This window comes from Nonomuraea sp. NPDC050383 (genome assembly GCF_044459125.1).
In the GTDB taxonomy this organism is placed as follows: Bacteria; Actinomycetota; Actinomycetes; order Streptosporangiales; family Streptosporangiaceae; genus Nonomuraea.
On record NZ_JBITIP010000010.1, the window covers coordinates 62273 to 88323 of the forward strand.

Sequence of the window (26051 nt, forward strand, 5' to 3'; positions counted from 1 at the left end):
GGACAGGCAGCCACTACCCGGACGCCACGACCTCGCCGGCCGTGACGTGAGGAGGGTTCGGAAGCAGGGACGCGAGGTCGTCCCGCACGAACTGCTCAGCCCTTCTGGTGGACTCCTCGGCCCCGGCCTGGTCCTCGTAGACGCTGGTGGACAGCATCACCCCGCCCCCGGCGTCGACCCAGTAGTAGGCCACGAACCCGGGGACCTGACGGATGAGCGGCACGAACCCCTCACTCACCCGGCGTCCCGCCTCGGCGGGATCGGTCACCCCTTCGTATCGCCGTACGGTTGCGTACATGGCCGACCGCCTCCCCAGGCTCAAGATCTCTCCGAGGGACGACATACCCGTGCCACGTGTCTTCGGAAGCCAAGGGTCCGTAAACGAACGAGACACGTGCCGGCCGGGGCGCCGGAGAGGGACGCTCAGTTCAGCCAGTCGTCCACCCCTGCCCTGAGCCGGGCCTTGACCGCCTCCGGGGCGAACGACGCGTCGATCGAGGCCCGGGCGAACCCGGCCAGCTCCGCGTCCCCGTACCCGAACACCTCCCGCAGCCGCCCGTACTCCTCCGCCAGCGCCGTCTCCCCGTCGGTGTTGACCGTGACGGCCAGACCGGCGTCACGCAGGCGCGGCAGGGGGTGCTCGGCCAGCGACGGAACGAGCCCGAGCAGCACGTTGGACGTGGGGCAGACCTCCAGCGGCACCCGCCGCTGCCGCAGCTCGGCCACCAGCTCCTCGTCGTCGAGGACGCGGATCCCGTGGCCGAGCCGCTCGGCGTGCCCGAGCGTCAGCGCCTCCCGGACGCTCTCCGGACCGGCCGTCTCGCCCGCGTGGTGGACCATCCGCAGCCCGGCGTCCCTGGCCTCGGCCAGCACGTCCGCGAACGGCGCCAGCGGGTGGCTCTCGTCGCCCGCCAGCCCGACGCCGATCACCCCGTCGTGGCGCCGGGCCAGCTCCACCGTCCGCCGCAGCCGCTCCACGGGCCGCCGCCGGGAGTGGTCCAGCAGTACCCGGCATTCGATCCCGTACCGCGACGAACCCTCGGCGAGCCCGTCGAGCACGGCCTCCAGCGGCATCTCCAGCGCCCCGACCCGCTCGCCGTGCGCGGCGGCCGTGAACGTCACCTCCGCGTAGCCGGTGCCCTGCGCCGCCTCGTCCTCGCAGAACTCCAGCGCCACCCGCCGGAAGTGCTCCGCGCTGACCAGCAGCCCGCGCACCCGGGCCCGCTGGTCGGCGAACTCGCGGAAGCTCCGGAACGGCCCCTCCGGCTCGGGCGGCCCGCCCAGCTCCCGCACGGTCTCGGGGCGCACGGTGCTCTCCAGGTGGACGTGCAGGTGGGCCTTCGGCAGCCGGGCGACGTCCCTCGGCTCCGGACCGCCGGTCCCGGTGTGTCGTACGGCGCTCGTCAGATGCTCTCTCACGTGCGTGAACTCTACGAAAGCCGCATCACGCGGCGCCATCTGTTTTCGCCGGGGTGAGACGGCGGCTCGCGGCCGGGCCGGGCCGCCCGCGTTGACAATTAAATTTTTCGGTGCCATCGTTCAGGCATGCACGATGTGGCGGTGATCGAAGACCCCGCGGCGGCGGAAGCGTCGCTCGACCCCATGCGGTCCAGGCTCCTGGCGGAGCTGGTCGAGCCCAACTCGGCCACCACGCTGGCGGCCCGGGTCGGCCTGGCCAGGCAGAAGGTCAACTACCATCTGCGGACCCTGGAGAAGCACGGGCTCGTCGAGCTCGTCGAGGAGCGCAGGAAAGGCAACGTCACCGAGCGCGTGATGCGCGCCACGGCCGCCTCCTTCGTCATCTCGCCGGCGGCGCTGGCCGCCGTGCAGCCCGATCCGGGCAGGTCGCCGGACCGGCTGTCGGCGGGCTGGCTGCTCGCGGTGGCCGCCCGGCTCGTCCGTGACCTCGGGGAGCTCGTCACCGGCGCGGTCAAGGCCCGCAAACGGGTGGCGACGTTCGGCATCGACGGCGAGGTGCGGTTCGCCTCGGCGGCCGACCGGGCGGCGTTCGCCGAGGAGCTGACCTCGTTCGTGACGGCCCTCGTCGGCCGCTACCACGACGAGGGCGCCGAGGGCGGGCGCCCGCACAGGCTCGTCGTCGCCGTCCACCCCTCCGTCGGCTCCGCGAGGTCCGCCTCGCCCGCTCAGGGCGGCGCCCCGGCCGGGATGGAGGGCTGACGTGGGACACCGCTTCGAGCTGCCGCAGGAGGCCACAGTCGGCGTGACCCCCGAGGAGGTGTGGGACGCCATCGCCACCGGCCCCGGCATCGACTCGTGGTACATGGGCCGCACCGAGGTGACCGAGGGCGCTGTGCGCACCGACTTCGGGGGGTTCCTCCCCGACTCCGCCGTCACGGTCTCCGACCCGCCCCACCGGTTCGCGCACGCCAGCGCCACGGAGGACGACGGGCGCTTCGTCGCCTACGAGTTCCTCATCGAGGGCCGCGAGCGGGGCAGCACGGTCGTCCGCATGGTCACGAGCGGCTTCCTGCCCGGCGACGACTGGGAGAGCGAGTACGAGGCGATGCGCAGCGGCCTGGCGATGTTCTTCGCCACGCTCGTCGAGTACCTCGGCCACTTCCACGGCCGCACGGCCACGCCCGTCAGCGCGTTCGGGCCGCCCGTGCGCGACTGGCCGGACGCCTGGAGCACCCTGCACACCGAGCTGGGCCTGCGCCCCGGCGGCGACGTGGTGGGCGAGCGGGTGGCGTTCACGCCGGACGGGCTGCCGCCCGTCGAGGGCGTCGTCTACTTCGCCAACGCCCAGACCCTCGGGGTCCGCGCGCCGGGCGCGCTCTACCGCTTCATCCAGGGGATGCCCGGCTTCATGATCGCCTCCCACCATCTCTTCACCGACGTCGCCCCCCAAGGGCCCGCCTGGCAGGCGTGGCTCGACCGGATCTTCTCGGAGCGAACCTCACCATGACCACCACGGCCACCACGACCACCACGACCACCACCATGACGACCGTCACCACGGGCAGGGCCGTCTCCGAGGACGGCACCGCCATCGCCTACGACCGCACCGGCGAAGGGCCGCCCGTCGTGCTCGTCGGCGGCGCGATGAGCTGGCGCTCGTTCCCGACGCTCGCCGAGCTCGCGCGGCTGCTGTCCGGGCGGTTCACCGTGTACGGCTACGACCGCCGCGGACGCGGCGACAGCGGCGACACCGGCCCCTACGCGGTGGAGCGCGAGGTCGAGGACCTCGCCGCCGTGATCGAGGCAGCCGGGGGATCGGCCCGCGTCTGGGGGCTGTCCTCCGGCGCCGCCCTGGCCCTGCGGGCCGCCGCCGAGGGGCTGCCCATCGAGCGGCTGGCCCTGTACGAGCCGCCGTTCCTGCTGGGGGAGGGCATTCACCGGCCGCCGGCGGACCACCGCGAGCGCCTGGCGGAGCTGGCCGCCGCCGGCCGCCGCGGCGCGGCGATCTCGTACTTCATGACCGCGGTGATGGGGGCGCCCGCGTTCGTGCCGCTGGTCATGCGGCTCATGCCCGTCTGGAAGCGGCTCAAGGCCGTGGCGCACACCCTGCCGTACGACGCCGCGATCATGGGCGACTACGCGCTGCCCGACCTGTCCGAGGTGACGGTGCCGACGCTGGTCGTCGGCGGCGAGAAGAGCCCGGAGTCGCTGCGCCGGGCCGTCGCGGCGGTGGCGGAGGCGGTGCCGGGAGCGCGCGGGCACATGCTGGCCGGGCAGAACCACAACGTGTCGATGAAGGTCCTGGCGCCGGTCCTGGCGGACTTCTTCTCCTGACCGGTTCCCTCCCGGCGGGCGGGCCGGGCTCACGGCTTGCGGGCGCGTACCCCCAGGACCGTCGGGGTGGGGCCGGTGCCCTCGGCGAACCCGTCCAGCACCAGCCCCGCCTCCAGGAACGCGCCCAGCAGCTCCGCCAGCGGCCAGTGGCTCGCCCCCACCTTGTCGCGGATGCCCTGGTCCGTCCATGACTGCTTGGTCCAGTGGCCGTCGAGGTAGCCGGGCCTGACCACGACCGCGGCGGGGTCGGCCCGGTCGGCGAACCCGCCGCAGAAGCACGGATGCACGCCCACGTGGACGAGCCTCCCGCCGGGCCGCAGCACCCTGGCGGCCTCCCGCAGCACGTCGGGGTAGCCCGGCATGTCGGTGTGGACCATCAGCGCGACGACGGCGGGCAGGCACCCGTCGCGGATCGGCAGCCGCCCGGCGTCGCCCAGCGCGACCGGCAGGCGGACGCGGGCGTGGCGCAGCATCCCGGCCGACAGGTCGACCCCCACCGGGCTCCACCCGAGGCCGCGCAGGGCGGCGGCGTGGACGCCGGTGCCGCACCCGATCTCCAGGCACGTGCCGTCACCTGGGCCGAGCAGCTCGGTCAGCACCCGGTTCAGGCCCAGCGGGTCGCCCTCGGTGCGGGGCAGGAACTCGTGCTCGTACCAGTCGGCGATCTCGTCGTACGCGGCTCTCACGCGTCCATTGACCACCAGCGCGGCCTGTCCTGGCCAGGCTTTTCGCTCGCGGCGGAGCTCCGGTGCGGCCCGCACCCGGGTGTCAGGGGGCGAAGCCCTCGATGGCCGACATGATCGCGTCGCGCATCGTGTCGCTGCCCGTGTGGCCGGAGTCGTCCACCACGACGAGCTTCGCGTCCGGCCACGCCTGGACGAGCTGCCAGGCGTTCTCCAGCGGCGCCCCCAGGTCGAACCGGCCATGGACGATCACACCCGGGATCCCGGCCAGCCGGTGCGCGTCCCGCAGCAGGACGCCCTCCTCCAGCCACGCGCCGTTGGAGAAGTAGTGGGAGCAGATCCGGACGAAAGCCGTCCGGGCGTCGTCGGGCCGGTCGCTGTAGGCATTGCGCTTGCCGTTCGGCTCCAGGGAGATGACCGCGTCCTCCCACGCCAGCCAGTTCGCGGCGGCCTCGGCACGCACCGCGGGGTCGGGGTCGGACACCAGTCGGGCGTACGCGGCCAGCAGGTCGCCGTCGCGCTCGCCCTCCGGAACGCCCTCGCGGAAGCGCTGCCACTCCTCGGGGAAGAACCGGCCGACGCCCCGGTAGAGCCAGTCGATCTCGTACCGGCGGGTCATGGTGGCGGAGACCATGACGATCTCCGACACCCGCTCCGGGTGCGCCTCGGCGTAGGCCAGCATGAGCGTGGACCCCCACGAGCCGCCGTAGAGCAGCCACCGCTCGACGCCCAGGTGCTCGCGCAGCCGCTCCATGTCGGCCACCAGGTGGTCCGTGGTGTTGGTGCTCAGGTCGGCCGCCGGGTCGCTCGCGTGCGGCAGGCTGCGCCCGCAGTTGCGCTGGTCGAACAGGATGATGCGGAACCGCTCGGGGTCGAACGTGCGGCGCTGGCCCGGCGAGCAGCCCGACCCGGGGCCGCCGTGGACGACGAGGGCGGGCTTGCCCGCGGGGTTGCCGCAGACCTCCCAGTAGACGAGGTGGCCGTCGCCGGTGTCGAGGTGGCCGTGGTCGTACGGCTCGATGGGAGGTCGCATCGGACCAAGATACAACAGCGCTGTCACATTCCGCGCCGGGAGTGAGCCGCGTCACAGTCGCCGGGGGAGTGTCACACTTCGCGTGCCCCGGGGCTCTCAGGAGAGGACCGGCGACGAGGACGAGGGACGAAGGAGCACGGCATGGCAGAGACGCCGCCACCGGCCGACCCGGTGGAGGAGGCGACCAGGATCTTCCTGGACCACCGGGAGCTGCTGTTCTCCGTCGTCTACGCCATGCTGGGCGGCGTCGCCGACACCGAGGACGTGCTCCAGGAGACCTGGCTCGCCTGGGCCGCCCGGTGGCGCGGGGCCTCGCCGGGCGAGATCGCCGGGCCACGCGCGTACCTGGTCCGCATCGCCGTCAACGCCGCCCTGGCGCGCCAGGCCGCCGTCAGCCGCCGCCGCGAGACGTACGTGGGCCCATGGCTGCCGGAGCCCGTGGTCGGCGGGCCCACCGGCGGGCCGGTCGCGGCGTCCACGACCGGGCAGGACGCCGCGGAGCCGGCGCTGCGCGCCGAGTCCGTGTCGATGGCGCTCATGGTGGTGCTGGAGACCCTCGGCCCGGTGGAGCGGGCCGTGTTCGTCCTGTACGAGGTCTTCGGCTACGCCCACACCGAGATCGCCGCCATGCTGGGCCGTTCACCGGCGTCCGTCCGCCAGCTGGCGCACCGGGCCCGCGGGCACGTGCGGGCCCGCCGCCCCCGCTACCGCTCCGACCCCGGGGCGCGCCAGCAGGTCACCGAGCGGTTCCTGGCCGCCGCGCTCGGCGGCGACCTGGACGCCCTCATGCGCGTCCTCGCCCCGGACGTGACCATGTGGACCGACGGCGGCGGCAAGGCGAGGGCCTCCATCCTGCGCCCGGTCCGCGGACGCGACAAGGTGGCCAGGCTCATCGCCGGGGTCACCTCGCACATCCCCGACGGCGTCGACGTCCACTACCGGACCGTCAACGGCGACCCGTCGGCCGTGCTCTTCGACGGGGACTCGCCGTTCGCCGTCATGGTCGTCGACCTCGACCCGGACGGGGACCAGGTGACCGGCATCTACGCCGTCACCAACCCCGACAAGCTCACCCACGTCGCCCACCCGCCCCACGACGCCCCCTCGGAAGGCTGAGCCACGATCCCGTCGCGGGCGCCACCGGAGCCCTCAGCCGTCCCCCGCGTCCGCGCCCGTCCGCCCGCGAGGGGACCCCTCGTCAGGAGCGGGTGGCTTCGGCGAGGACGAGGCGGGCCATGGCGGCCGAGGTGCCGGGGTCGGCGGGTCGGCCGAGGACGAGCGCCTGGTGGTAGAGCGGCCCGAGGGCCACGTCCAGCAGGACCGCGGTGAGGCGCTCGTCCACCGGGTGGCCCGCGTGCCGGGCGAGCAGGGCGCCGAGTCCGGCCAGATCGCGTTCGCGCTGCTCGCGCAGGAAGCCGTCGCGGAGCTTGGCGGCCGTCTCCGGGTCGAGCTGGGCGTGGCCGACGAGCGCCAGCAGCACCTGACCGGCCGGCTCCCCGAAGAACGCCGCCACGCGGCCGAGCTGCTCCCGCAGCTCCTCCTCCGCCGACGAAGCGGTGCCGGGCCGCCAGGCGAGCGCCTCCCCGGCGTCGGCGGCGAGCGTGTCGAGCAGGATGTCGACCTTCGACTTCCACCAGCGGTAGATCGTCTGCTTCGCCACCCCGGCGCGGGCGGCGATGCCCTCCATGGTGACCCCGGTGAAGCCGCGCTCGACGAGGAGGTCGTCGGCCGCGTTCAGCACGGCCAGCCGGATGCTCTCGCTGCGCTTGGGCCCCGTACGGCTGACGACGGCCCCCCGCCGCGGGGCGGCCTGGGCGTCCTGGTCGGCGGTGATGTCCGCTCCTCCTTCACGATCACGAGCAGCCTGCGACGAACGAGCACGTCCAGCCTACGGACGACCGGACGCCGCGGGGCAGCGGCAGCCCGATTGTGGCACGCCCGCCCGCCACGTACGGCCCGCCGCATGCGGACGGTTCCCCCGCCGCACGCCCGGGGCGTCGCGCCCCGGCCCGGGCACGCCTCCGGTCGCGGTCACGCCCGGGGGGCCGTCCCGCGGGTGCCGAGCAGGCTCAGCAGGACCGCCAGAGCGAGCGCGGCGACCGCCGCGCTGAAGATCTCACCGGCCGGACGCAGGCTCGTCGACCTGATCATCACGCCGACCCCCACGGCCGGCACGGCCAGCATGGAGTACAGGATCACGAAGAACGTCGACACCGAGGCCCCCCGGTGGTCCGGCGCGGCACGCGTGGTGATGACGGTGACGCCGTACCCGAGGGCCATGCCGGTGGCGAGGCCGTTCACCGCGGCGCCGGCCAGCAGCGCCGCCAGCGATGCGGCGGCCATGGCCAGGGCGACGAGACCGGCGCCGGCGACCAGCCCGGCGCAGGCCAGGACGAGCGCGCCGCCCGCCCGTACGGCGCGGTTGAGGAGCTGGCCCACGGCGGTGCACAGGAACGCGGTGAAGACCACCACGCCCGTCAGCGTGTGGCTCGGCAGCCGCAGCACCCCGGACAGGAACAGGCCGGTCACAGCGGTCAGCACCCCCAGTACCGCGAACCCCGCCCCGGCGGCCACCGCCGACCGCAGGAAGTCGCCGCGGATCTCGCCCGGCACGTGCGGGCGCTGGAGGCGCAGGGACGGCCGCGAGCGGTGGGGCGCGGTCTCCGGCACGAGCGCGACGCCGACGAGCGCGGCGAGCGCCAGCGTGCCGAGGACCGCCCACGGCGTGCGCAGCGGCGCGGGCGCCACGTCGGCCAGGATCCCGGCGAGCAGGGTGCCTCCGGCCAGGCCGCCCATGTTGGCGAACAGCGCGACGGTGGCCGCGCGCACCCGGCCGCCGGACGGTAGGGCCTCGGCCAGGGCGGCCGTGGCGGCGCCGGTGACCAGGGCCGCGGACAGGCCCGAGATCACCCGGGCGACGAGCATGGTCATGACGTCGCCGGCCACCAGGAAGGCGGCGGCGGCGACGATCGCCAGGACGCACGCTGCCATGAGGACCGGCCGCCGCCCGATCTGGTCCGAGACCCGCCCGAACAGCAGCAGGCCGGCCACGACGCCGCACGCGTACACGGCGAAGACGACGGTCACGGTGAACGGCGAGAAGCCGAACGCCTGCCCGTACAAGGGATACAGCGGGGTGGGCGCGGTCGTGCCGGCCATGACGGCCCAGAACGCGAACGCCAGGATCGCCGGCGCGAGCACGCCGCCGCGCGGCGTGCGCGACGGCGTGACCTGGCGGGCCTCAAGGCCGTGACGCGGGGGATGGTGCATGGGTGTCCCCTCGGAGATGGGTGATGACGCCCATAGACTAGACGCAACGTCACGTCTAATCAATCGGTCAGGGGTCCAGCCGGTACAGGCGGAAGAAGTCGTTGTCCACCGGCAGCACCGAGCAGCTGCCGAAGCCGGCCTCCGCCGCGTACCGGCGGACCGTGCCCGCGCGCATGACGGTGCCCGTGGCGGCCGAGGGGTACTCGACCAGCTGCGTCGGCAGGCAGTGCGTGACGCTCCAGCCGTACATCATCCGCTCGACCTTGTCGCCGGGCGCGGTGAAGCGGTCGGCCACCCGCTCGTCCACCACCAGCACGGTCCCGCCGGGCGTCAGCGCGGCCCGCGCCGAGCGCAGCGCCTCCACGGGGCGGGGCAGGTCGTGCAGCACCTCCAGGATCATCACCAGGTCGTACGGGCCCGCGGCGGCGAGCCGGCACGCGTCCGCCTGCTCCAGCCTGATCCGGTCGCCCAGCCCCGCGCGCTCGGCCTCGGCGCGGGCGTCGGCGATCGACGAGGCGTCGGCGTCCAGCCCGTCCACACAGGCGCCCGGGAACGCGCGGGCGATCGCGAGCGTGGACCAGCCCTGCCCGCAGCCCACGTCGGCGATGCGGGGGCGCGGCGTCCCGCGCAGGCGGGCGGTGACGTCCGGCATGGCGGCCAGCCAGGCGTCCGGCAGCTCGTGGGTGAACACCGGCCGGTTGATGTGGCCCTGCCCGTGCCGGAACGCCCGCCCGTACGACTCGTACGGCACGCCCGCCCCCGTGCGGTACGCCTGGGCCACCTCCGAGATGACGCCGCCGATCCCGGCCAGCATGTGCGCGAACGGCGCCACGTGCGCGAGGTCGTCGGCGTCCACCAGCACGCGGGCGTGCCCGGGCGGCAGCCGGTAGCGGCGCTCCTCGGCGGGCGCGCCCGCGTCGGTCTCGACCAGCCCGGCGACGGCCTGCTGCTCCAGCCACTCGGCGGTGTAGCGGAGCGCGGTCCCGGTGTGCCCGCTCAGCTCGGCGGCCGTCAGCGGGCCGAGCTCGTGCAGCGCGCGGTAGAGCCCCAGCTCGCCGCCCAGGTAAACGGCGAACAGCTCCAGGGCTCCCAGCGTGTCGTCGAGCAGCCGCTCCGCGAGCCGCTCGGCGTCCCGGGCGTGGGTGTCGCCGGTGGCGGCGGTGTTGGAGGTGTCCATGGTGTTCCCCCGGTACGGCACGGAACGGCGCCGTCCCCATGACGCCGCGAGCCCCCTCCGTCCACGCTAGACCGCGTGCCCGGGACGTGGCGCGGAGGGAGCGCCCGTTCCGCCGGCCGTGCGCTGCGGGCGTCGTTCGCGGCGCCGTGGGCCGGGGCGGCCGGGTCCACGGCGCCGTTTCTTCTGACGTGGGGCGGGTGGCCGCTGGAGGAGGTCAGGACCGGCCGATGGCTCTCGATGCGGCCAGGGGTCAGGTGGCTTCGAGGCCGGCGAGGATGAGGGCCAGGCCGCTGTCGAACATCGCGCGAGCCTCGCCCTCCAGGTACGAGCCCGGCTCGGCGGCCGGCTGCTCGTCCGGCGGCTGCGCGTCCGGCGGGCGCTCGTCCGGGAGACGTCCGTCCGGGAGACGTCCGTCCGGGAGACGTCCGTCCGGGAGACGTCCGTCCGGGAGACGTCCGTCCGGGGGGCGTTCGCTCAGGGGGCGCTCTTCCGGGGGACGCGCCGGGGGCTCGCTCTCCAGCCACGCCACCGCAGGGAACCGCTCGGCGAAGTCCGGCGCCACCTCCGCCAGCAGGCCCGCCCGGTCGCGCCACCACCGCTCGTCCGTCACCCCGGTCGCGGCCTCGGCCTGCCGCGCCTCGGCGATCGTCGCGGCCGCCCCGCGGACGAAGGCGAACAACGTCCCCACCACCCGGCGTGCCCGGTCGCGGCCGAGCCCGCTCCCGCGCAGGATCCGCAGCAGCGTCTCCAGCATCGTGTACTCGTTCGGGCCCAGCACCGGCCGGGCCTGCGACACCTGGAGCATCCACGGGTGGCGCAGGTACAGCGCGAGGACGTCACCCGCCCACGCGGTCACGGCCGCCCGCCGGCCCGCGCCGGATTCGTACCCGGTCGGCAGCTCGGCGAGGGCCTGGTCGTACATGAGGTCGAGCAGCTCGCCCTTGCTCGGCACGTACGTGTAGAGAGCCATGGCGGTGCGGCCCAGGCGCTCGCCGACGGCGCGCATGGACAGCGCCGCCATCCCCTCGGCGTCCGCCGCCTCGATCGCCGCGGCCACGATCATGCCGACGCTCAGCCCCGGCTTGGGCCCCGGCCTGCTCCGATCTTCCCGGAGCCCGCGACCCCGCACAGCCCGCTCGGCACCACTGCGGGCTGTGCCGGTGCCGCGCCAGAGCAGTGCCATGGACCGCCGCGCGTCGCCCTGCCCGGCGAACACCACCACGCCGCCCCACCCGGCCCTTCGTCGCCCCGAGATCTCCGTACGGCCTAAGGATATGGGGCCGGCGGGGTACTGGTCGGCCCGCGGGGTGCCGCCGGCGCTCAGGTGCCGCGCTGGGCGGTGGCCGCGTGGAGGAGGCTGAGGGCCGCCCGCCTCGCTCAGGTGTCGCGCCGGGCGGTGGCCGCGTGGAGGAGGGTGAGGGCCGCCCGCCTTGCCTGCTCGCCCGTGCCGGCCACGCCGTGGTGGTCGGCCACCACGGCGGCGCCCTCCATCAGCAGGAGGAACTGCCGCGCCAGGGTTCCGGGATCGGCCGCTCCGGCCCGGGTGGCGATGCCGGACAGCAGCTCCAGGTGACGGTCCATGTGGCGGGCCGCGACGGCCGGGGCGGAGCCCTCGTGGTGCTGCGCGGCGGCGTTCATGATCGCGCATCCGCGGAACCCCGGCTCCTCGTACCACCGGGCGAGCGCGTCGAACACGGCGGCGAGCTGCGCCGCGGGCTCCGGCCCCGCCTCCTCGGCGGCCTCGCGCAGCCAGCGAGCGATCCGGTCGCTGCGCGCTTCCAGCACGGCCCGGACCAGCCCGTCCTTGGAGCCGAAGTGGCGGTACAGCGTCTCCTTCGACACGCCCGCGCGGGCGCACAGTCCCGCGACGCCGATCCCGTCGAGTCCCTGCTCGTACAGCACCTCGCCCGCCACCCGCAGGATCTGCTCGCGTGTGCGCGCCGGGTCCAGAGTGACGCCTTTGTCGACTGGCATGCCCCTGATGGTACCGATCGGTTCGATGTCCTGTTAACGTGCAACCTCGTACCGATCGGTTCGATCTCTTGGAGACGTACGCACATGACGGCGAACCCCCTTGTCACCGACCCGCCCGCCGACGTCGCGCCGCCCGCCACGACGCCGGGTGTCACCTTCGCCAGCGGCGGCGAGACGCTCCTCGGCGTGCTGCACGTGCCCGCCGGGCCGGGCCCGCATCCGGTCGTGCTGCTGCTGCACGGGTTCCCGGGCATGGAGCGCAACTTCGACGTGGCCCAGGCGCTGCGCCGCGCCGGCTATGCGACGCTGGTGTTCCACTACCGCGGTTCGTGGGGCATGGGCGGTTCGTGGTCGTGGGGGCACGTGCTGGAGGACGCCTCCGCCGCCGTCGCCGCCCTGCGCGACCCCGGGCTCGTGGCGGCCCACCGGCTGGACCCGTCGCGGGTGGTGGTCGCCGGGCACAGCGCGGGCGGGTTCACCGCGCTGATGACCGCCGCGGCCGATCCGTCGGTCCTCGCGGTCGCCTCGTGGGCGGCGTTCGACTTCGGCGCGGCCGCCGCGCTGTCGCGCCAGGACCCGGGGGCGCGGGCAGGGTACGTGGAGATGTTCGACGGTGAGCTGCTTCCGCTGCGCGGCACCAGCGGGGAGGCGCTGGTGGCGGAGATGGAGGAAGCGGGGGAGGAATGGCGGCTCGCCGGGCTGGCGCCGCGGCTCGCCGGTCGCCCCGTCCTGCTGATCGGCACCGGCCGCGACCCCGTCTCCCCGCACCCCGTCCACCACGACCCGGTCGCCGCTGCCTACCGCGCCGAGCCGGCGCTCGCCCTGGAGGAGCACGTCTTCCCGACCGACCACGCCCTGTCGGACCACCGGGTGGCCCTCACCCGGACGCTCCTCACCTTCCTGGACCAGCACGTGGGCACCGCGGGCTGACCACCGTCCGGTTGACCAACGCCCCGTTTACGATGCCCGGTTGACCACCGTCCGGTTGACCAACGTCCGGTTGACGATGCCCGGTTGACCACCGTCCGGTTGACCAACATCCGGCTGGGCCGGTTCCGCTGGGCATCGTCGCGATGGGCTTGGTCGGGCTGGCATCGTCCGGCGACAGGCAGGGCCGTTCGTCACCGGGGGCGGGGGGTCACCAGGCCGGTCTCGTAGGCCAGGACGACGAGTTGGGCGCGGTCGCGGGCGTGGAGCTTGGTCATGGCGCGGCTGACGTGTGTCTTGGCCGTGGTCGGGCTGATCACCATGTGGGCCGCGATCTCGTCGTTGGACAGGCCGCGCGCCACCAGGGCCGTCACCTCGCGTTCGCGGTTCGTCAGCACGTCCAGGCCGGTGGGCGCGGGTTCGGGGCGGTGGGCGACGTACTCGGAGATCAGGCGTCTGGTGATCGAGGGCGACAGGAGCGCGTCTCCCCGCGCGGCGATCCTTACGCCCTGGAGCAGGTCCGCGGGCTCCGTGTCCTTCACCAGGAAGCCGCCGGCGCCGGCGCGCAGGGCGTCGAAGACGTACTGGTCCAGGCCGTAGTTGGTGAGGATCACCACGTGCACGTCGCCCAGCCGGTCATCGGCGGCGATCCGCCGGGTCGCCTCGATGCCGTCCATCACCGGCATCTGCACGTCCACGAGCGCCACGTCGGGCCGGTGCTCCAGCGCCAGGGCCACCGCCTGCTCGCCGTTCGCCGCCTCGGCCACCACCTCGATGTCGTCCTCGGCGTTGAGCAGGGCGCTGAAGCCGGCCCGGATGAGCGCCTGGTCGTCGGCGAGCAGCACCCGGATCATGACGCCTCTCCGAGGGGAGTGCCGGCCGCGACTTCCTTGCTGGAGGGCTGCCCGTCCGGGGTGGGATCTGCCGAGAGTGAGGCGCGTGGTGGCTCGTCGGACCGCATGGGGCGGTCGGTCCCGGCGGTGAGGGCGGGGAGGGGGAGCCGGGCCTGGACGGTGAAGCCGCCGTCGGGGCGGGGCTCGGCGCGGAGGTCGCCGCCGAGGGCGGTGACCCGCTCGCGCATGCCGCGTAGTCCCACTCCCGGCACCGGGGCCCCGCCGGGAGAGCCTCGCCCGTCGTCGTCCACCTGGACGAGCAGCGCGTCGTCGGCGTAGCGGAGAAACACCGAGGCCGACGCCGGACCCGCGTGGCGGGCGATGTTGGTCAGAGCCTCCTGGACGATGCGGTACGCCGCCCGGTCGGCCTCCGCCGGCAGGGGTCGCCGGTCGCCCTCGATCGTCACGGTCGTGGGCAGGCCCGCGGCGCGGGCACGGCCCACCAGGTCGTCGAGCCGGTCGAGACCCGTGGCCGGTGGATCGTCGGCGGAGTCGCGCAGCACCTCCAACGTCGCGCGCAGCTCGCGCATCGCCTCGCGGCTCGCCTCCTGGATCGCCAGCAGAGCTTCGGGCACCTCCTCGCCGCGCTTGCGCGCCAGGTGGACGGCCACTCCCGCCTGCACCTTGATGATGGAGATGCTGTGGGTGAGAGAGTCGTGCAGCTCCCTGGCGATGCGCAGCCGCTCCTCGCCGGCCCGCCGCAGCGCCGCCTCCTCACGGGTGCGCTCCGCCTCGGCGGCCCTGTGCTCGGCCTCGTCGAGGTACGCGCGCCAGCCTCGGCTCGCGCTGGCCGCCACCGCCGCCGCCAGGAACCAGCCGACCAGCAGGACCGTGCGCTCCACCAGTGGCTGGACCGGCTGTCCCGCCGCCTCGGCGAGACCGACCGCGAGCCCGCAGCCCAGGAACGCGATCGCGCTCGCCGCGGCGGCCAGCCGGTGACCGCTCCTGACCGTGCCGAACACCGTCACCAGCACCGGGAACGCCGCCGCCGGCCCGGGATGGGAGCTCACGAGGTAGACCATCATGAAGACCGTGGCCATGGTGAGCGCGACCAGCGGCGCGCTCCGCCAGGCGACCAGCCCCAGCGAACCGGCCAGGACGGCCACATGGGCGAGGGGAGCCGTGCCGGGGGCCGCCAGCGCGCCCGCCTCCAGCAGGACGGCCACCACCAGCGCGAGCACCAGGTCGGGCATGCGCGCGAACTTCATGCCAGAACACTAGGGGGTCGGGCCCGGGGATCTCGTCCTCTCCAGGGCTGATCCGGGATGTACTCCCGTGGTTGTACCGGGTCCGGCTTGTACGTCGGACCAGGTAGCCGGAGGTGTCTTCGCCCGCACGACGACCGTGGAGGGGACGGAGCGCGAAGATCGGCGCCATGTCCTCATCTTCACGAAATGTCGTCGATTCTGGTGTGTCCACGGGTGCGGCGGCCGGCTCCGGCCTGCCCACCGTGCCGGCGGAAGGAGTGTCCGGCGCCGGTCCGGGCGGGTCCGGTCCGGGCGGGTCCGGTTCGGGCGGGGCTCGTGCGGGCGGGTCCGGTTCGGGCGGGGCTCGTGCGGGCGGGTCCGGTCCCGGCGGGGCTCGTGCGGGTGCGGCTGGGGTGGGTGACGGCGGGGCCGGGTTCGGTGACGCTGTCCGGCGGCTGCGCGCCTCGTTCGGCGATCGGCTGCATCTGCCGGGCGAGCCCGGGTACGACGCCCACCGGCCCGCCTGGAACCTCGTCATCGACCCCAGGCCCGCCATCGTCGCCGAAGCCGCGCACCCCGACGACGTGCGGGCCGCGGTCCTGGCGGCCCGTGAGCACGGCCTGCCCCTGACCGTCCAGGCCACCGGCCACGGCACCCACGTGCCCGCCGACGGTGGCCTGTTGCTCAAGACCGGGCGGCTGGGCGGCGTGCGGGTCGACCCCGGGCGCCGGACCGCGCGGGCCGGCGCCGGGGCCCGCTGGTCCGACGTGATCGCCGCCGCGGCGCCGTACGGTCTCGCGCCCCTGTCGGGCACCCCGGGCATCGGCGTGACCGGTTACACGCTGGGCGGCGGAACGGGCTGGCTGTCCCGCCGGTACGGCTACGCGGCCGACGCCCTGACCCGGGCCGAGCTCGTGACCGCCGCCGGGGAGCCGGTCACGGCCGGCGGGGAGGAGCACCCCGAGCTGTTCTGGGCGTTGCGCGGCGGCGGCGGCAACTTCGGAGTCGTGACGGAGCTGGAGTTCCGCCTGTTCCCGGTCGCCGAGGTCTACGCGGGGATGACGCTGCACCCCGTCGAGCGGGCCGCGGCCACCCTGGCCCGGTACCGCGAGTGGGCCCCGGCCGCGCCCGACGAGCTGAACACCTCCGTCATCCTCATGCGCATGCCGGGCGGCCAAGGCGACGAGCAGGAGGCCCCGGCGCGGTGGGCGCTGGCCGTGCGGGGCTTCTACGCGGGCGACGCCGAGCGGGGGCGGCAGGCGCTGGCCCCGCTGCTGGAAGCCGCCGGGCCCGTACTCGGGGGCGGGTTCGGGGCGATGACGTTCGGGGAGGCGGCGACGGCGTTCGGCGGTCCCGAGCCGGCGCCCATGGCGGTCGTGCAGCACCTGGAGCTGCTGCCCGAACTCCCGGACGGCGCCGTCCGCGCGGTGACGCAGGCCGCCGGCGGGGCGCCGTCACCTGGACCGGCGGGCGGGCCGGCGCTGACGGCCGTCGAGGTACGGCACTGGGGCGGCGCCATGGCCCGGCCGGAGCCGGACGCGGGGCCGGTGGGGCATCGCGACGTGCCGTTCTCGGTGATCGCGACCGCGGTCCTGGGCGCCGGGCCGAGCACGGCCCCGGCCCCGGCCCCGGACGCGATCCCGGCCGCGAGCGCCGCTCCGGACGCCGCCCCGGGCATGACCGCCGGTGAGGCGGTGCGTGACCTGGCCGGCGCCCTGCGCCCGTACGCCACCGGCGGCTCCTTCCTGAACTTCCTCACCGATCCCGCACGGACCCGCGACGCCTACACCCCCGCCGACCACGCCCGCCTGCGCCGGGTCAAGAGGGACTGGGACCCGGACAACCTGCTCGGCCGCGTCCACAACATCCCCCCGGCCTGAACTCACACGATCGGAGTACGGCACATGCCCACACAGTTCCGCTACGTCGTCCCCACACCCGTCGAGAGCGCCACCGGGCGGACCGCCCAGGTGTACGAGCAGGTCGCCGCCGGGTTCGGGATGCGCCGCATGCCGGTGTTCATGACGCTGTCGCCCGCGCCCGACCTGCTGGCCGCCACGTGGGCGACCATGCGCGAGTCGCTGCTCGCCGGCGACGCCTCCCGCACCGGCAGGGAGGTCGTCGCGCTCGGTGTGTCCCTGGCGAACCGGTGCCCGTTCTGCGTCGGCGCGCACACCACGCTGCTGCACGCCACCGGCGAGCACCGGCTGGCCGAGACGATCGCCGCAGGCGGCACGCCCGACGATCCCCGGTACGCGGCGCTGCTGGCCTGGGCCACGGCCACCCGCACGCCGGGAGCGGCGGCCCTGTCGGCGCCGCCGTACCCGCCGGAGCACGGGCCCGAGTACGTTGGGACGGCACTGACCTTCCACTTCGTCAACAGCGTCGCCTCGGCGTTGATCACCGAAGATCTGCTGCCCGGGGGCCTGCAGAAGTCGCGCCTGGTGCGCAGCGCCGGCGGCCGGGCGATGGCCCGTACCGTGCGCAGGCGGCTGACGCCGGGCGAGAGCCTCGCGACGCTCGACGGGCTCCCGGCGGGCCCGGAGCCGGACTGGGCGGCGGGGACGCCGGCCGGTCGCGCGTACGCCACGTTGCTGGCGGTGGCCGGAGCGGGGGAGAGGCTGCTGACCCCGCGCGCCCGTGCCTTCGTGCGCGACGCGGTGGCGGCGTCCGACGGCGCGCATCCGCCGCTGGGCGGCTGGCCCGATCTGCGGGAGCTGCCCGCGGCGGATCGGCCGGGGGCCCGGCTCGCCGTGCTGGCCGCCCTGGCGCCGTACCGCGTGACCGACGGCGACGTGTCCGCGTGGCGGGCGGGTGCGGGCACGACGGCCGACGCGGGAGCGGGCACGGATGGGGGCGACGAGGATCTGGTACGGCTGATCGCGTACGGCGCCATCCTCGCGACGGCCCGCGCCGAGGGCATCGTGACGGGAAGGGCACGGGCGGGCGCCGCACCCGGTCCCACGGAGTGACCCGTCCGGGTGGCAGGGGGCTCGGGCAGGCGAAGGGGCGCCGCCGATGATCCGGCGGCGCCCCGGCCCCTCCGCGACATCCGTCCGGAGCGAGCGCGCCTCAGTCTTTAGTGCGGCTGCTCAGCGTCCTGCGCCAGTGGAACCCGCCCGGCAGGTTGACCGACAGCGTCTTGCGCCCGTCGGCGGTCTTGGTGACCCTGAACAGCCGGTTGCCCCAGCTGTGCCCGACGCCGCCACGGGACAGGTTCAGCCGCAGCGGCCCGACGTTGATCGACTTCCGGTAGCTCCAGCCCATCGCTCTCCTCCATCGGTTCGGAACGGCGATCAGCTACCCCGGAAAAGCGAGATATATCGGGTTTAGTAATGGCCGCCGTAGCGGCGACCGCCGAACGACTTGCCGAGATGGAAGCCGCCGGGCAGCCGTACCGACACGTGCCGCCGGCCGTCGGGTGTGCTCGTCACGTGGAGGCGCCGCCCGCCGAAGCTGTGGCTCACGCCGTGCCGCGACAGGTTGACCCGGAACGGCCCCACCTTGATCGACTTGCTGTAGTGCCAGCCCATGTTCCTCCTCCGCGTTCGCTCGGTGTACCGGGACAACGAGCGGCGGTCCAGGACGGTTCCGGCGCGCATTCTCAGCAGATCTTCATGAACCCGCGAGAAACCTTTGAGACAAACCGGAGAACGTGGGATCCAACGCACGAACCCCGCACCGGATGGGCTCACATGACAGCCATGAAGATCAAGCTCGGGCTGGCGGCACTCGCCGCCGCTCTCTCCCTGACGGCCTGCTCATCGGCCGGCACGACCGGACAGACGGCGTCGTCCGCCACGGCCACGACCGCCACCGGCACGACCGGCGCGCCCGCAGGGGCCAAGGTCTCGGCGAACACCGCCGACGAGTCCCAGATCGCCGCCGCCTTCACGGCCGCCGGTGTCGGCAACGCCGAGCGGTGGGCGAGGGAGGTCGTCGAGTACCGCCCGTACGCGGCCGACGACGCCGACCTGACCTCGCTGCGGCAGAACCTCGCCAAGTACAACCCCGGCGAGGACACCGTGAACAAGATCGTATCGGCGTTGACGCCATGACCCTCACCCTGCGCCAGGGCCTGCTCGGAGTGGCTGCGATCAGCGTCATGGGCGCCGCCTTCGAGCTGGCGGCCGAGCGCCACTGGCAGACGTCGCAGCAGCTCGTCCCCTGGGCCGCCCTGGCCGTGCTCGTGGTCGCCCTCGCCGTGTGCGCCCTCGGCCGCTCGCCGCGCGGGGTGGCCGTCGTCCGCGTGATCGCCGTGGCCGTCCTGCTGGCCGCGATGTTCGGCGTGTACGCGCACGTGTCCGCGAACTTCGCCTCGGGCCCGCTCGACCAGCAGTACGCCGACACGTGGGACACGCTCGGCCCGCTCACCCAGTGGTGGTACGCCCTGTCGAAGACCGTGGGGCCGACGCCGCCGCTCGCCCCGGGCATGCTCGCCCAGAGCGCGCTCCTCCTCGTGCTGGCCACGTTCACCTCCCGGCCGCGAGCGGGCGTTCCGGAGGAAACGCGGACACGGGAGCCCGGCCTGAGGTGATCCGGGGCGCGTACGTGGCAGTGTGCCGGTGGGCGGCCTCGCCGGCGGCCCATCGGGAGGCACAGCCGCTCTGAGAGGAGCACGCGATGACGATCACCGCCGAGCCGGTGACGGAGCCCGTCGCCGAGCACGCCGAGGGACCCGTGTGGTGCGCCCGCTGGGGCGGCCTGCGCTGGGTGGACATGCTGGCCGGCGACCTGCTCCAGCTCGACGCGGACGGGACCGTGCGGCGCCGTCACGCCGGAAGCGTGGCGGCGGCCGTCCGGCCGCGCGCCGCCGGCGGCTACGTGGTGGCGGCCGAGCGGGAGCTCCTGCTGGCCGACGCCGACGACCTGGACGCGCCGCTGCGCTCGCTGGGGGAGGCGTGGAGCGATCCGGGCGTCCGCATGAACGACGGCGGCTGCGACCCCGACGGCCGTTTCTACATCGGCACCATGGCCTACGACGAGACGCCGGGTGCCGGTGACCTGTACATCGCCGAGCCCGACGGGACGCTGCGCGTGGAGGTGCCGGGCGTGACGATCTCCAACGGGTTCGACTTCAGCCCGGACGGGTTGCTCGCCTACTACGCCGACACCCCGACCGGGCGGGTGGACGTGTTCGACTACGAGCCGGGGCGGGGGCTGTGGGAGCGGCGGCCGTTCGTGTCCGTGGACCCGGAGCGGGGTGCCCCCGACGGGCTGACCGTGGACGCCGAGGGCGGGGTGTGGGTGGCGCTGTGGGGCGGCGGCGCGGTCCACCGCTACGGTCCCGACGGGAAGCTGGAGGCGGTCGTGGCGCTGCCGGTGAGCCAGGTGACGGCGGTGACGTTCGGCGGGGAGGGGCTGGACCGGCTGTTCGTCACCAGCTCGGCCCGGGGCGTGGATCGGATGGAGCAGCCCGCGGCCGGATCGGTGTTCACGGCCGACCCGGGCGTCCTCGGCCGCCCGGTCCTGCAGACCACCTTGTGATCTCGGGGCCGGGCGGGCTCCCACAGCCCGAACGGCGGGAAAGCGTGCCCGGGTGAAGAGCACCCGGGCACGCCGTGTCATCCGTGAGAAGGTCCCGCCGGAGGCTAGCCGACCGTGAGCGTCAGCCCGTACGCCGACAGGGCCTCGTTGACCGGCTGGTGGTAGGTCGTGCCACCGACCGAGCAGTTGCCGGACCCGCCGGAGGTCGTGCCCTGCGCCTGGCTGCCCGAGATGAACGAGCCGCCCGAGTCGCCCGGCTCGGCGCACGCGCTGGTGCGGGTGAGACCGGTGACCGTGCCCTGCGAGTAGCGCACGGTGGCGTTGTGCTGCTGGATGGTGCCACAGCGCCAGCCGGTGGTGGAGCCGGAGCGGCAGATCGACGCGCCGACCGAGGCCTGCGTGGAGCCGCGCACGGTCACGTTGGCGCCGCCGGAGCCGCGCACGTACGGCGTCGGGGTGTTGCCGGGGGCGGCGACCCAGGCGTAGTCGTTGCCCGGGAACGAGGAGCCCTGGAAGGTGCCCGTCGGGTTGGTGGTGGTGTTGCCGGCCCGGCCGCAGTGCCCGGCGGTGACGAAGCCGGGGGTGCTGCCGCGGGTCACCGAGAAGCCGACGCTGCACCGGCTGGAGCCGATGTAGTACGGGGCGCCGCCGACGATGTTGATGAACGGCTGCGGGGTCTCGTTGCTGACCTGCACCTTGACGACGCCGGGCTCGGCGCCCGCCTTGGCGGCCAGCCGCTCGCCGGTCCGCTGGTCGGCGGCGACGACGACGACGGAGTTGGTCACCACGTCGACGTACCAGAGGTTGGCCCTGGTGCCGGTCGCGGCCCGGTCGAGCTGGTCCTTGACGGTGGTGAGCTGCGCCAGCGAGCGCGGCACCAGGACGGGCTGCGCGCCCTGCGCCTCGATCGAGGCCCGGGCCGCCGGGTCGGTGGTGGCCACCATGAGCACGGAGGCGTCCTCGTTGAGCCACGACCCGCCGTACGTGGGGCCGAGCGAGGAGCTGAGCCGGGCCTCGGTGGCCGCGGCGCGCTGCTCGTTGGCCAGGCGCGTGATCGCCTGCTGCTCGGAGAGGCCGAGGTCCCGCTGGAGGGCGTCGACCACCTCGCGTGGGGCCTCGTCGCCGGGAGGAGTGGGGGCGGCGACCGCGGGGGTGAGGGGGGTGGCCAGGCAGGCGGCGACGATGGTGACGCCGACCAGGCCCATGCGCTTACTCCACATGTGCACTCCTTTGTGGGGGGTGCTGTCAAAGTATCGACTGGGGTGGATCCGGCTAGTCGTCAAAGGCCACCTATCACGGTGGTATGGAGGCGGGACCAGCGCGCCGTCACGGACGGCAGCCCCTCCGTGGCCGCCCGTGCGGACCCGCATGCCGATCACCGTACGGCACCCCGGTCCCGATCCCAACGATCCCGGCCCCCCCGGCGCGCCCCTCCCTGTTCGTGCCGGCTCGGGTGCCGGTCGCGCGTCTTTGGTGGGGGTTCCGGCCGACCAAGGTTCGATGCGGCGGCCGTCGTGCCCGGCCTAGCGTCGCGGCATGACGCAGCTCACCACCCCCGCCGGCCCCGCCGGGCGGGTCCACGAGGTGGACGCGGTGCGCGGGTTCGCCCTGGCGGGCATCCTCGTGGCCAACATCGGCTTCCTCGCCGACCCCGGCCACGCCGTGTCCGGCGCCATGCCGATCACGGACGGGCCCGTCGCCTCCGCGATCGCCGCCCTCGTCCTCACCAAGTTCTACGTGATCTTCTCGTTCCTGTTCGGCTACTCCTTCACGCTCCAGATGCGGGCCGCCGAGCGCGCGGGGGCGAGCGTGCGGGCGCGCACCCTGCGCCGCTGCCTGGGGCTGTTCCTCATCGGCGTCGCGCACGGGTTCCTGCTGTGGGTCGGCGACATCCTCACCCTGTACGCGCTGCTCGGCGTGGCCCTGCTGGCCCTGCGCCGCCTGCGGCCGAGGACGGCCGTCATCATCGGGGCGGCGATCATCGGCGCGCTGACCCTGCTGTGGCTGGCGCTGGCGGCGGTGGCCGCGCTCGCCCCGGCCTCCGTCCCGCCGGAGACGTCCGACCCCGCCGAGGCCGCCCGGGTGCTGGCCATGGCCACCGGCGGGCCGCTGGACTTCCTGCGGCTGCAGCTCGGCCTGTACCCGCCGATCGCCGGCATGGTCTGGCTGTTCCAGGGGCCGACGGCGCTGGCCATGTTCCTGTTCGGGCTGGCGGCGGGCAGGACGCGGTTGCTGGAGGGGCTCGGCGCGCATACCCGCCTGCTGCGCCGCGTGCAGGTCGTCGGCTTCGGCGCCGGTCTGCCCGGCGGCGTCCTGTACGCCTGGAGCCTGCCCCGCGGGGGCGCCGCCGAGCTGGCGGGCACGGCCGTGAACACCCTCACCTCGCTGCTCCTGGCCGCTGCCTACGTCGCCACCCTCCTGCGGGTCGTGCGCCGCTTCCCCGCCGTGGCCCGCGTGCTGACGCCCGCCGGCCGGATGGCCGCCTCCAACTACCTCGGCCAGTCGCTGCTGATCGCCCTGGTCTTCACCGGGTACGGCCTGGCGCTCGGCGGGCGGCTGGCGCCCGTCGCGGTCATGGGGGTGGCCGTCGCCGTCCATGCCGTGCTGCTGGCGCTGAGCGCCCTGTGGCTGCGCCGCCGCCGCTACGGGCCCGTCGAGTACGGCCTGCGCCGCCTGACGCACTGGTCGTCCCGTTCCTTGACCGAGCGCTCGGTTGGGGGATATATCAAGTCATAGACATATGTAGGGAACCCGATATTCAGCCGGGAGGCGGTCGTGGCCCGTACGCAGGACCAGCGGCGGGCCGAGACGCGCGCCCGGCTGATCGACGCGGCGGCCGACCTGTTCGCCCGCAAGGGCTTCCACGCCGTCTCCGCCGAGGCCGTGGCCGAGGCGGCCGACCGCACCACCGGCGCCCTCTACAACCACTTCGGCGGCAAGGAGGGTCTGCTGCTGGCCCTGCTGGAGGTGTGGAAGGACCAGACGGCCGCCGAGCTGCTGTCCGGTTTCGAGGACGTCACCGAGCTCGACGAGCGGCTGGCGGCCCTGTTCGAGGTGCTCACCCGCGACGACGGTGATCGCGGTGCGTCATGGCTCCTGCTGGAGATGGAGCTGTGGCTGCACGGCGCGCGCGATCCCGAGATCGGCGAGCCCCTCGCCCGCAGGTACGCCGGCATCCGCGCCCGGCTGGCCGAAGGGCTGGCCGACTGGGCCGACACGGCGGGGGTGCCCCTGCGGCGCTCGCCCGAGCACACGGCCACGGCCGTGCTCGGGGTGCTGATCGGCTGCGCGGTGCAGCACCGGCTCGACCCGCCGGCGGTCGGGACGCGGGCCGTCGTCGAGAGCCTGCGCGACCTGCTCGGCCTGCCCGACGGCTGACGCCACCCCCGCCCTCCCGAACCCGTACGACCCGGCACACCCGAACGGATCACCAGAACGGGCCCCCGCCCTCTCCCGACTCGCGCCGAAAGGGGAGCACCCATGCGGATCAACCTGCTCGAGGACACCTGGGAACAAGCGGTGCCGCACGACCAGCTGGCCTATCTCCGCCGCAACGCCCCCGTCCACTGGCACGAGGTCCCCGACGACACCGGCTTCTGGGCCGTCACCCGCTATCACGACGTCAAGGCGATCAGCCGCGACACCCGGACCTGGTCCACCGAGATCGGCACGGCGTTCATCCGCACCCAGACGCCGGAGTTCATCGAGGTCGCCGGCCTCATGCTGCTCAACATGGACCCGCCCAAGCAGACCCGCTACCGCCGCCTGGTCAGCGCCGGCTTCACCCCGCGCACCATCGCCCGGCTCAAGGACCAGGTGCGGCGCCGCGCCGAGCGCATCGCCGACTCGGTCCTCGACAAGGGGGGCGAGGTCGAGTTCGTCACCGACGTCGCCGAGTACCTGCCGCTGCAGATGATCTGCGACCTCGTCGGCGTCCCCGAGGAGGACCACGCGAAGATCTTCGAGTGGTCCAACCGCATGGTCGGCTTCCAGGACCCCGACTTCCGCACCACCCCCGAGGACGGCGAGATCGCCGCCGCCGAGATCTTCGGCTACTGCGACGGCCTGGTCGACGAGCGGCGCAAGAACCCCCGCGACGACATCCTCACCCACCTGGTCCAGGCCGAGATCGACGGCGACCGGCTGACCAGGGAGGAGATCGACGCGTTCTTCGTGATCCTGTGCGTCGCCGGCAACGAGACCACCCGCAACCTCATCGCGCACGCCATGAACGCCCTCATCGAGCACCCCGGCAGCTACCGGGAGCTGGCCGGCCACCTGGACGACGAGAGGCTGTGGCACACCGCCACCGAGGAGTTCCTGCGCTGGGGGTCCTCCATCCACAACTTCCGGCGCACGGCCACGTGCGACACCGAGCTGCACGGCCGGCGGATCGCCGCGGGGGAGAAGGTCGTCACGTTCTACATGTCGGCCAACCACGACGAGACCGTCTTCGCCGACCCGTACACCTTCGACATCCGCCGCGACCCCAACGACCACGTGACGTTCGGCGGCGGCGGCCCGCACTTCTGCCTGGGCGCCAACCTGGCCCGGCTGCAGATCACCTGCATGATCAGGGAGCTGCTGCGCCGCTTCCCGGCGGCCGAGCACGCCGGGCCGGTCAGGCGGATGCGCTCCGACTTCATCAACGGCATCAAGCACATGCCGGTCCGCTTCACGACCGCCGCCTGACCCGTCCCGAGGTCACGCCCCGCCCGTACGGCCCGCCGCCGTGCGGGCGGGCGCCGCGCGACCGGAACGGGCGACCAGCACGCCGGCCACCACGAGCAGCGCGCCGAGCGCCAGGAACGCCAGGTCCCAGGCGAGCTGGTACGGCCCGTGCCGCACGTGGTGCACGCCCAGCACGAGGTGGTCGACCACGCCCTCGACCAGGTTGAAGGCGCCCCACCCGGCCACCACCCACCCGGTCAGCTCCCGCCCGCCCACCGGCGCGGCGCGCGCCAGCAGCGCCACCCCGGCGACGACGAGGACGAGGCAGAGCAGGTGGAACAGGCCGTCGGCCAGCATGTTCACGTGCGCGTCGGCCGGATACCAGCCGGACAGCATGTGGTGCCACTGCAGGAGCTGGTGCAGGACGATGCCGTCGATGAAGCCGCCGATGCCCAGCCCGAGCACCAGCCCTGCGGATCGTGTCGAGGCCATGCCGCCGCCGCTACCCGTGCGCGCTTCCCCCCATGCCCGCCGGCCGGCGGACTCCGTCAGGAGGGGGCGCCGCCGTGGTCGCGGTGGGTGAACATGTCGATCAGCGCCTGCACCGGCATGTCCGCCTCCGTGTGGTGCCGGAAGTGCCGGCCGGCGTTGATGGTGTAGTGGTTGCGCCGGCCCACCCGGACGGGGTCGAGGTACCCCGCCTCCTTGAGGTCCGTGACGATGCCCTGCGCGGTCCGCTCGGTGATCCCGATCGCCGCGGCGATCTCACGGACGCGCACCTCCGGGTTGCGCGCGATCTCCAGCAGCACGCGTGCGTGGTTGGTGAGGAAGGTCCAACGAGATTGACCGCCGTCGAGCTTGGCCATGAGAACTCACTCCGTGGGCCCGGGCGGAGTACCGGGCCCGGCTGAACTGTCAGAGAAGATTTTATAGCGAAAAAACTTTCCTGTATTCTCATACACGCTTACCCTTGGGGTCTACAAGAACCGCCGTGGC

Annotated in this window: 29 protein-coding genes; 13 read left to right on the forward strand and 16 right to left on the reverse strand. The window is 74.2% G+C overall.

Annotated features, from left to right (window positions below):
- Window positions 1-13 precede the first annotated feature (13 nt).
- Window positions 14-298, reverse strand: a complete 285-nt coding sequence (locus ACIBG4_RS24600; protein ID WP_397203776.1) for a hypothetical protein — start codon at window positions 296-298, stop codon at window positions 14-16.
- 125 nt (window positions 299-423) lie between these two features.
- Entirely contained in the window at window positions 424-1419 is a 996-nt protein-coding gene (gene add / locus ACIBG4_RS24605) for an adenosine deaminase (protein ID WP_397203777.1), read from the reverse strand.
- Between the two features lie 126 nt (window positions 1420-1545).
- Here add and ACIBG4_RS24610 point away from each other — a divergent pair, with 126 nt between their 5' ends.
- From ACIBG4_RS24610 to ACIBG4_RS24620, 3 genes are read left to right on the forward strand one after another with little or no spacing between them, the layout of a single operon-like run.
- Entirely contained in the window at window positions 1546-2178 is a 633-nt protein-coding gene (locus ACIBG4_RS24610; protein WP_397203778.1) for an ArsR/SmtB family transcription factor, read from the forward strand.
- A gap of 1 nt (window position 2179) precedes the next feature.
- A complete protein-coding gene (locus ACIBG4_RS24615; RefSeq protein WP_397203779.1) occupies window positions 2180-2926 on the forward strand; it encodes an SRPBCC domain-containing protein in 747 nt (248 codons plus the stop codon).
- Entirely contained in the window at window positions 2923-3753 is an 831-nt protein-coding gene (locus tag ACIBG4_RS24620; RefSeq protein ID WP_397203780.1) for an alpha/beta fold hydrolase, read from the forward strand. Before ACIBG4_RS24615 ends, ACIBG4_RS24620 begins: the two co-directional genes overlap by 4 nt.
- A 29-nt stretch (window positions 3754-3782) precedes the next feature.
- On the opposite strand, the gene ACIBG4_RS24625 is transcribed toward ACIBG4_RS24620, so the two are convergent.
- Window positions 3783-4439: a class I SAM-dependent methyltransferase gene (locus ACIBG4_RS24625; protein ID WP_397203781.1), complete on the reverse strand. Its 657-nt coding sequence runs from the start codon at window positions 4437-4439 to the stop codon at window positions 3783-3785.
- Between the two features lie 82 nt (window positions 4440-4521).
- Window positions 4522-5469: a prolyl aminopeptidase gene (gene pip / locus ACIBG4_RS24630; protein WP_397203782.1), complete on the reverse strand. Its 948-nt coding sequence runs from the start codon at window positions 5467-5469 to the stop codon at window positions 4522-4524.
- Window positions 5470-5610: 141 nt separating this feature from the next.
- Here pip and sigJ point away from each other — a divergent pair, with 141 nt between their 5' ends.
- Complete coding sequence (gene sigJ / locus ACIBG4_RS24635; RefSeq protein WP_397203783.1) at window positions 5611-6585, forward strand: RNA polymerase sigma factor SigJ; 975 nt, start codon at window positions 5611-5613, stop codon at window positions 6583-6585.
- Window positions 6586-6667: 82 nt separating this feature from the next.
- Here the strand turns inward: sigJ and ACIBG4_RS24640 are convergent, their stop codons facing one another.
- The 5 genes from ACIBG4_RS24640 to ACIBG4_RS24660 all read right to left on the reverse strand — a co-directional run bounded on the left by ACIBG4_RS24640 (window position 6668) and on the right by ACIBG4_RS24660 (window position 11890).
- Entirely contained in the window at window positions 6668-7210 is a 543-nt protein-coding gene (locus ACIBG4_RS24640) for a TetR/AcrR family transcriptional regulator (protein WP_397203784.1), read from the reverse strand.
- Between the two features lie 290 nt (window positions 7211-7500).
- On the reverse strand, window positions 7501-8739 hold the full coding sequence (locus tag ACIBG4_RS24645) for an MFS transporter (RefSeq protein WP_397203785.1): 1239 nt from the start codon (window positions 8737-8739) through the stop codon (window positions 7501-7503).
- A 67-nt stretch (window positions 8740-8806) separates the two neighbouring features.
- The gene (locus tag ACIBG4_RS24650; protein WP_397203786.1) at window positions 8807-9916 is read right to left on the reverse strand and encodes a methyltransferase; all 1110 of its coding nucleotides are present in this window, start codon (window positions 9914-9916) and stop codon (window positions 8807-8809) included.
- A 250-nt stretch (window positions 9917-10166) separates the two neighbouring features.
- Window positions 10167-11138, reverse strand: coding sequence for a TetR/AcrR family transcriptional regulator C-terminal domain-containing protein (locus ACIBG4_RS24655; RefSeq protein ID WP_397203787.1), 972 nt, complete (start codon window positions 11136-11138; stop codon window positions 10167-10169).
- 155 nt (window positions 11139-11293) lie between these two features.
- Complete coding sequence (locus ACIBG4_RS24660; protein ID WP_397203788.1) at window positions 11294-11890, reverse strand: TetR/AcrR family transcriptional regulator; 597 nt, start codon at window positions 11888-11890, stop codon at window positions 11294-11296.
- Between the two features lie 84 nt (window positions 11891-11974).
- Between ACIBG4_RS24660 and ACIBG4_RS24665 the strand changes: the two genes are divergently transcribed.
- Window positions 11975-12820, forward strand: a complete 846-nt coding sequence (locus ACIBG4_RS24665) for an alpha/beta hydrolase family protein (RefSeq protein WP_397203789.1) — start codon at window positions 11975-11977, stop codon at window positions 12818-12820.
- 191 nt (window positions 12821-13011) lie between these two features.
- Here the strand turns inward: ACIBG4_RS24665 and ACIBG4_RS24670 are convergent, their stop codons facing one another.
- Together ACIBG4_RS24670 and ACIBG4_RS24675 are read right to left on the reverse strand one after the other, a co-directional pair.
- On the reverse strand, window positions 13012-13671 hold the full coding sequence (locus ACIBG4_RS24670) for a response regulator transcription factor (RefSeq protein WP_310709774.1): 660 nt from the start codon (window positions 13669-13671) through the stop codon (window positions 13012-13014).
- Window positions 13668-14918 carry a sensor histidine kinase gene (locus ACIBG4_RS24675; RefSeq protein WP_397203790.1) on the reverse strand — a complete coding sequence of 417 codons (1251 nt, stop codon included), beginning with the start codon at window positions 14916-14918 and terminating at the stop codon, window positions 13668-13670. The genes ACIBG4_RS24670 and ACIBG4_RS24675 overlap by 4 nt, the downstream gene beginning before the upstream one ends.
- 392 nt (window positions 14919-15310) lie before the next feature.
- Here ACIBG4_RS24675 and ACIBG4_RS24680 point away from each other — a divergent pair, with 392 nt between their 5' ends.
- Complete coding sequence (locus ACIBG4_RS24680) at window positions 15311-16777, forward strand: FAD-binding oxidoreductase (RefSeq protein WP_397203791.1); 1467 nt, start codon at window positions 15311-15313, stop codon at window positions 16775-16777.
- Between the two features lie 24 nt (window positions 16778-16801).
- Entirely contained in the window at window positions 16802-17869 is a 1068-nt protein-coding gene (locus ACIBG4_RS24685) for a carboxymuconolactone decarboxylase family protein (RefSeq protein WP_397203792.1), read from the forward strand.
- A 100-nt stretch (window positions 17870-17969) separates the two neighbouring features.
- Here the strand turns inward: ACIBG4_RS24685 and ACIBG4_RS24690 are convergent, their stop codons facing one another.
- Together ACIBG4_RS24690 and ACIBG4_RS24695 are read right to left on the reverse strand one after the other, a co-directional pair.
- A complete protein-coding gene (locus tag ACIBG4_RS24690) occupies window positions 17970-18164 on the reverse strand; it encodes a DUF4236 domain-containing protein (protein ID WP_397203793.1) in 195 nt (64 codons plus the stop codon).
- 62 nt (window positions 18165-18226) lie between these two features.
- On the reverse strand, window positions 18227-18430 hold the full coding sequence (locus tag ACIBG4_RS24695; RefSeq protein WP_310717388.1) for a DUF4236 domain-containing protein: 204 nt from the start codon (window positions 18428-18430) through the stop codon (window positions 18227-18229).
- A 171-nt stretch (window positions 18431-18601) separates the two neighbouring features.
- Here ACIBG4_RS24695 and ACIBG4_RS24700 point away from each other — a divergent pair, with 171 nt between their 5' ends.
- The 3 genes from ACIBG4_RS24700 (at window position 18602) to ACIBG4_RS24710 (ending at window position 20384) form a co-directional block, all read left to right on the forward strand.
- Window positions 18602-18955, forward strand: a complete 354-nt coding sequence (locus ACIBG4_RS24700; RefSeq protein WP_397203794.1) for a hypothetical protein — start codon at window positions 18602-18604, stop codon at window positions 18953-18955.
- Window positions 18952-19434, forward strand: a complete 483-nt coding sequence (locus tag ACIBG4_RS24705) for a hypothetical protein (protein WP_397203795.1) — start codon at window positions 18952-18954, stop codon at window positions 19432-19434. Before ACIBG4_RS24700 ends, ACIBG4_RS24705 begins: the two co-directional genes overlap by 4 nt.
- 86 nt (window positions 19435-19520) lie before the next feature.
- The gene (locus ACIBG4_RS24710; RefSeq protein WP_310717385.1) at window positions 19521-20384 is read left to right on the forward strand and encodes an SMP-30/gluconolactonase/LRE family protein; all 864 of its coding nucleotides are present in this window, start codon (window positions 19521-19523) and stop codon (window positions 20382-20384) included.
- A 104-nt stretch (window positions 20385-20488) separates the two neighbouring features.
- On the opposite strand, the gene ACIBG4_RS24715 is transcribed toward ACIBG4_RS24710, so the two are convergent.
- Window positions 20489-21604 (reverse strand): S1 family peptidase, encoded by a 1116-nt coding sequence (locus tag ACIBG4_RS24715; protein WP_397203796.1) that lies wholly within the window; start codon window positions 21602-21604, stop codon window positions 20489-20491.
- A 316-nt stretch (window positions 21605-21920) separates the two neighbouring features.
- On the opposite strand from ACIBG4_RS24715, the gene ACIBG4_RS24720 reads away from it, so the two are divergent.
- The 3 genes from ACIBG4_RS24720 to ACIBG4_RS24730 all read left to right on the forward strand — a co-directional run bounded on the left by ACIBG4_RS24720 (window position 21921) and on the right by ACIBG4_RS24730 (window position 25076).
- The gene (locus tag ACIBG4_RS24720; protein ID WP_397203797.1) at window positions 21921-23120 is read left to right on the forward strand and encodes a DUF418 domain-containing protein; all 1200 of its coding nucleotides are present in this window, start codon (window positions 21921-21923) and stop codon (window positions 23118-23120) included.
- Between the two features lie 39 nt (window positions 23121-23159).
- Complete coding sequence (locus tag ACIBG4_RS24725; protein WP_310717382.1) at window positions 23160-23762, forward strand: TetR/AcrR family transcriptional regulator; 603 nt, start codon at window positions 23160-23162, stop codon at window positions 23760-23762.
- A 102-nt stretch (window positions 23763-23864) separates the two neighbouring features.
- On the forward strand, window positions 23865-25076 hold the full coding sequence (locus ACIBG4_RS24730; RefSeq protein ID WP_397203798.1) for a cytochrome P450: 1212 nt from the start codon (window positions 23865-23867) through the stop codon (window positions 25074-25076).
- A gap of 12 nt (window positions 25077-25088) precedes the next feature.
- Here the strand turns inward: ACIBG4_RS24730 and ACIBG4_RS24735 are convergent, their stop codons facing one another.
- Together ACIBG4_RS24735 and ACIBG4_RS24740 are read right to left on the reverse strand one after the other, a co-directional pair.
- Window positions 25089-25547: a DUF2243 domain-containing protein gene (locus tag ACIBG4_RS24735; RefSeq protein ID WP_397203799.1), complete on the reverse strand. Its 459-nt coding sequence runs from the start codon at window positions 25545-25547 to the stop codon at window positions 25089-25091.
- Window positions 25548-25603: 56 nt separating this feature from the next.
- Entirely contained in the window at window positions 25604-25921 is a 318-nt protein-coding gene (locus ACIBG4_RS24740; RefSeq protein WP_310717379.1) for a winged helix-turn-helix domain-containing protein, read from the reverse strand.
- Window positions 25922-26051 lie beyond the last annotated feature (130 nt).

What these genes read in the sequence shown, in the direction of transcription:
- ACIBG4_RS24600 (WP_397203776.1), bottom strand. Translation starts at nt 298, where the DNA reads ATGTACGCAACCGTACGGCGATACGAAGGGGTGACCGATCCCGCCGAG.
- ACIBG4_RS24610 (WP_397203778.1), top strand. Translation starts at nt 1,546, where the DNA reads ATGCACGATGTGGCGGTGATCGAAGACCCCGCGGCGGCGGAAGCGTCG.
- ACIBG4_RS24620 (WP_397203780.1), top strand. Translation starts at nt 2,923, where the DNA reads ATGACCACCACGGCCACCACGACCACCACGACCACCACCATGACGACC.
- pip (WP_397203782.1), bottom strand. Translation starts at nt 5,469, where the DNA reads ATGCGACCTCCCATCGAGCCGTACGACCACGGCCACCTCGACACCGGC.
- sigJ (WP_397203783.1), top strand. Translation starts at nt 5,611, where the DNA reads ATGGCAGAGACGCCGCCACCGGCCGACCCGGTGGAGGAGGCGACCAGG.
- ACIBG4_RS24645 (WP_397203785.1), bottom strand. Translation starts at nt 8,739, where the DNA reads ATGCACCATCCCCCGCGTCACGGCCTTGAGGCCCGCCAGGTCACGCCG.
- ACIBG4_RS24650 (WP_397203786.1), bottom strand. Translation starts at nt 9,916, where the DNA reads ATGGACACCTCCAACACCGCCGCCACCGGCGACACCCACGCCCGGGAC.
- ACIBG4_RS24660 (WP_397203788.1), bottom strand. Translation starts at nt 11,890, where the DNA reads ATGCCAGTCGACAAAGGCGTCACTCTGGACCCGGCGCGCACACGCGAG.
- ACIBG4_RS24665 (WP_397203789.1), top strand. Translation starts at nt 11,975, where the DNA reads ATGACGGCGAACCCCCTTGTCACCGACCCGCCCGCCGACGTCGCGCCG.
- ACIBG4_RS24670 (WP_310709774.1), bottom strand. Translation starts at nt 13,671, where the DNA reads ATGATCCGGGTGCTGCTCGCCGACGACCAGGCGCTCATCCGGGCCGGC.
- ACIBG4_RS24675 (WP_397203790.1), bottom strand. Translation starts at nt 14,918, where the DNA reads ATGAAGTTCGCGCGCATGCCCGACCTGGTGCTCGCGCTGGTGGTGGCC.
- ACIBG4_RS24685 (WP_397203792.1), top strand. Translation starts at nt 16,802, where the DNA reads ATGCCCACACAGTTCCGCTACGTCGTCCCCACACCCGTCGAGAGCGCC.
- ACIBG4_RS24690 (WP_397203793.1), bottom strand. Translation starts at nt 18,164, where the DNA reads ATGGGCTGGAGCTACCGGAAGTCGATCAACGTCGGGCCGCTGCGGCTG.
- ACIBG4_RS24695 (WP_310717388.1), bottom strand. Translation starts at nt 18,430, where the DNA reads ATGGGCTGGCACTACAGCAAGTCGATCAAGGTGGGGCCGTTCCGGGTC.
- ACIBG4_RS24700 (WP_397203794.1), top strand. Translation starts at nt 18,602, where the DNA reads ATGAAGATCAAGCTCGGGCTGGCGGCACTCGCCGCCGCTCTCTCCCTG.
- ACIBG4_RS24705 (WP_397203795.1), top strand. Translation starts at nt 18,952, where the DNA reads ATGACCCTCACCCTGCGCCAGGGCCTGCTCGGAGTGGCTGCGATCAGC.
- ACIBG4_RS24710 (WP_310717385.1), top strand. Translation starts at nt 19,521, where the DNA reads ATGACGATCACCGCCGAGCCGGTGACGGAGCCCGTCGCCGAGCACGCC.
- ACIBG4_RS24715 (WP_397203796.1), bottom strand. Translation starts at nt 21,604, where the DNA reads ATGTGGAGTAAGCGCATGGGCCTGGTCGGCGTCACCATCGTCGCCGCC.
- ACIBG4_RS24720 (WP_397203797.1), top strand. Translation starts at nt 21,921, where the DNA reads ATGACGCAGCTCACCACCCCCGCCGGCCCCGCCGGGCGGGTCCACGAG.
- ACIBG4_RS24730 (WP_397203798.1), top strand. Translation starts at nt 23,865, where the DNA reads ATGCGGATCAACCTGCTCGAGGACACCTGGGAACAAGCGGTGCCGCAC.
- ACIBG4_RS24735 (WP_397203799.1), bottom strand. Translation starts at nt 25,547, where the DNA reads ATGGCCTCGACACGATCCGCAGGGCTGGTGCTCGGGCTGGGCATCGGC.
- ACIBG4_RS24740 (WP_310717379.1), bottom strand. Translation starts at nt 25,921, where the DNA reads ATGGCCAAGCTCGACGGCGGTCAATCTCGTTGGACCTTCCTCACCAAC.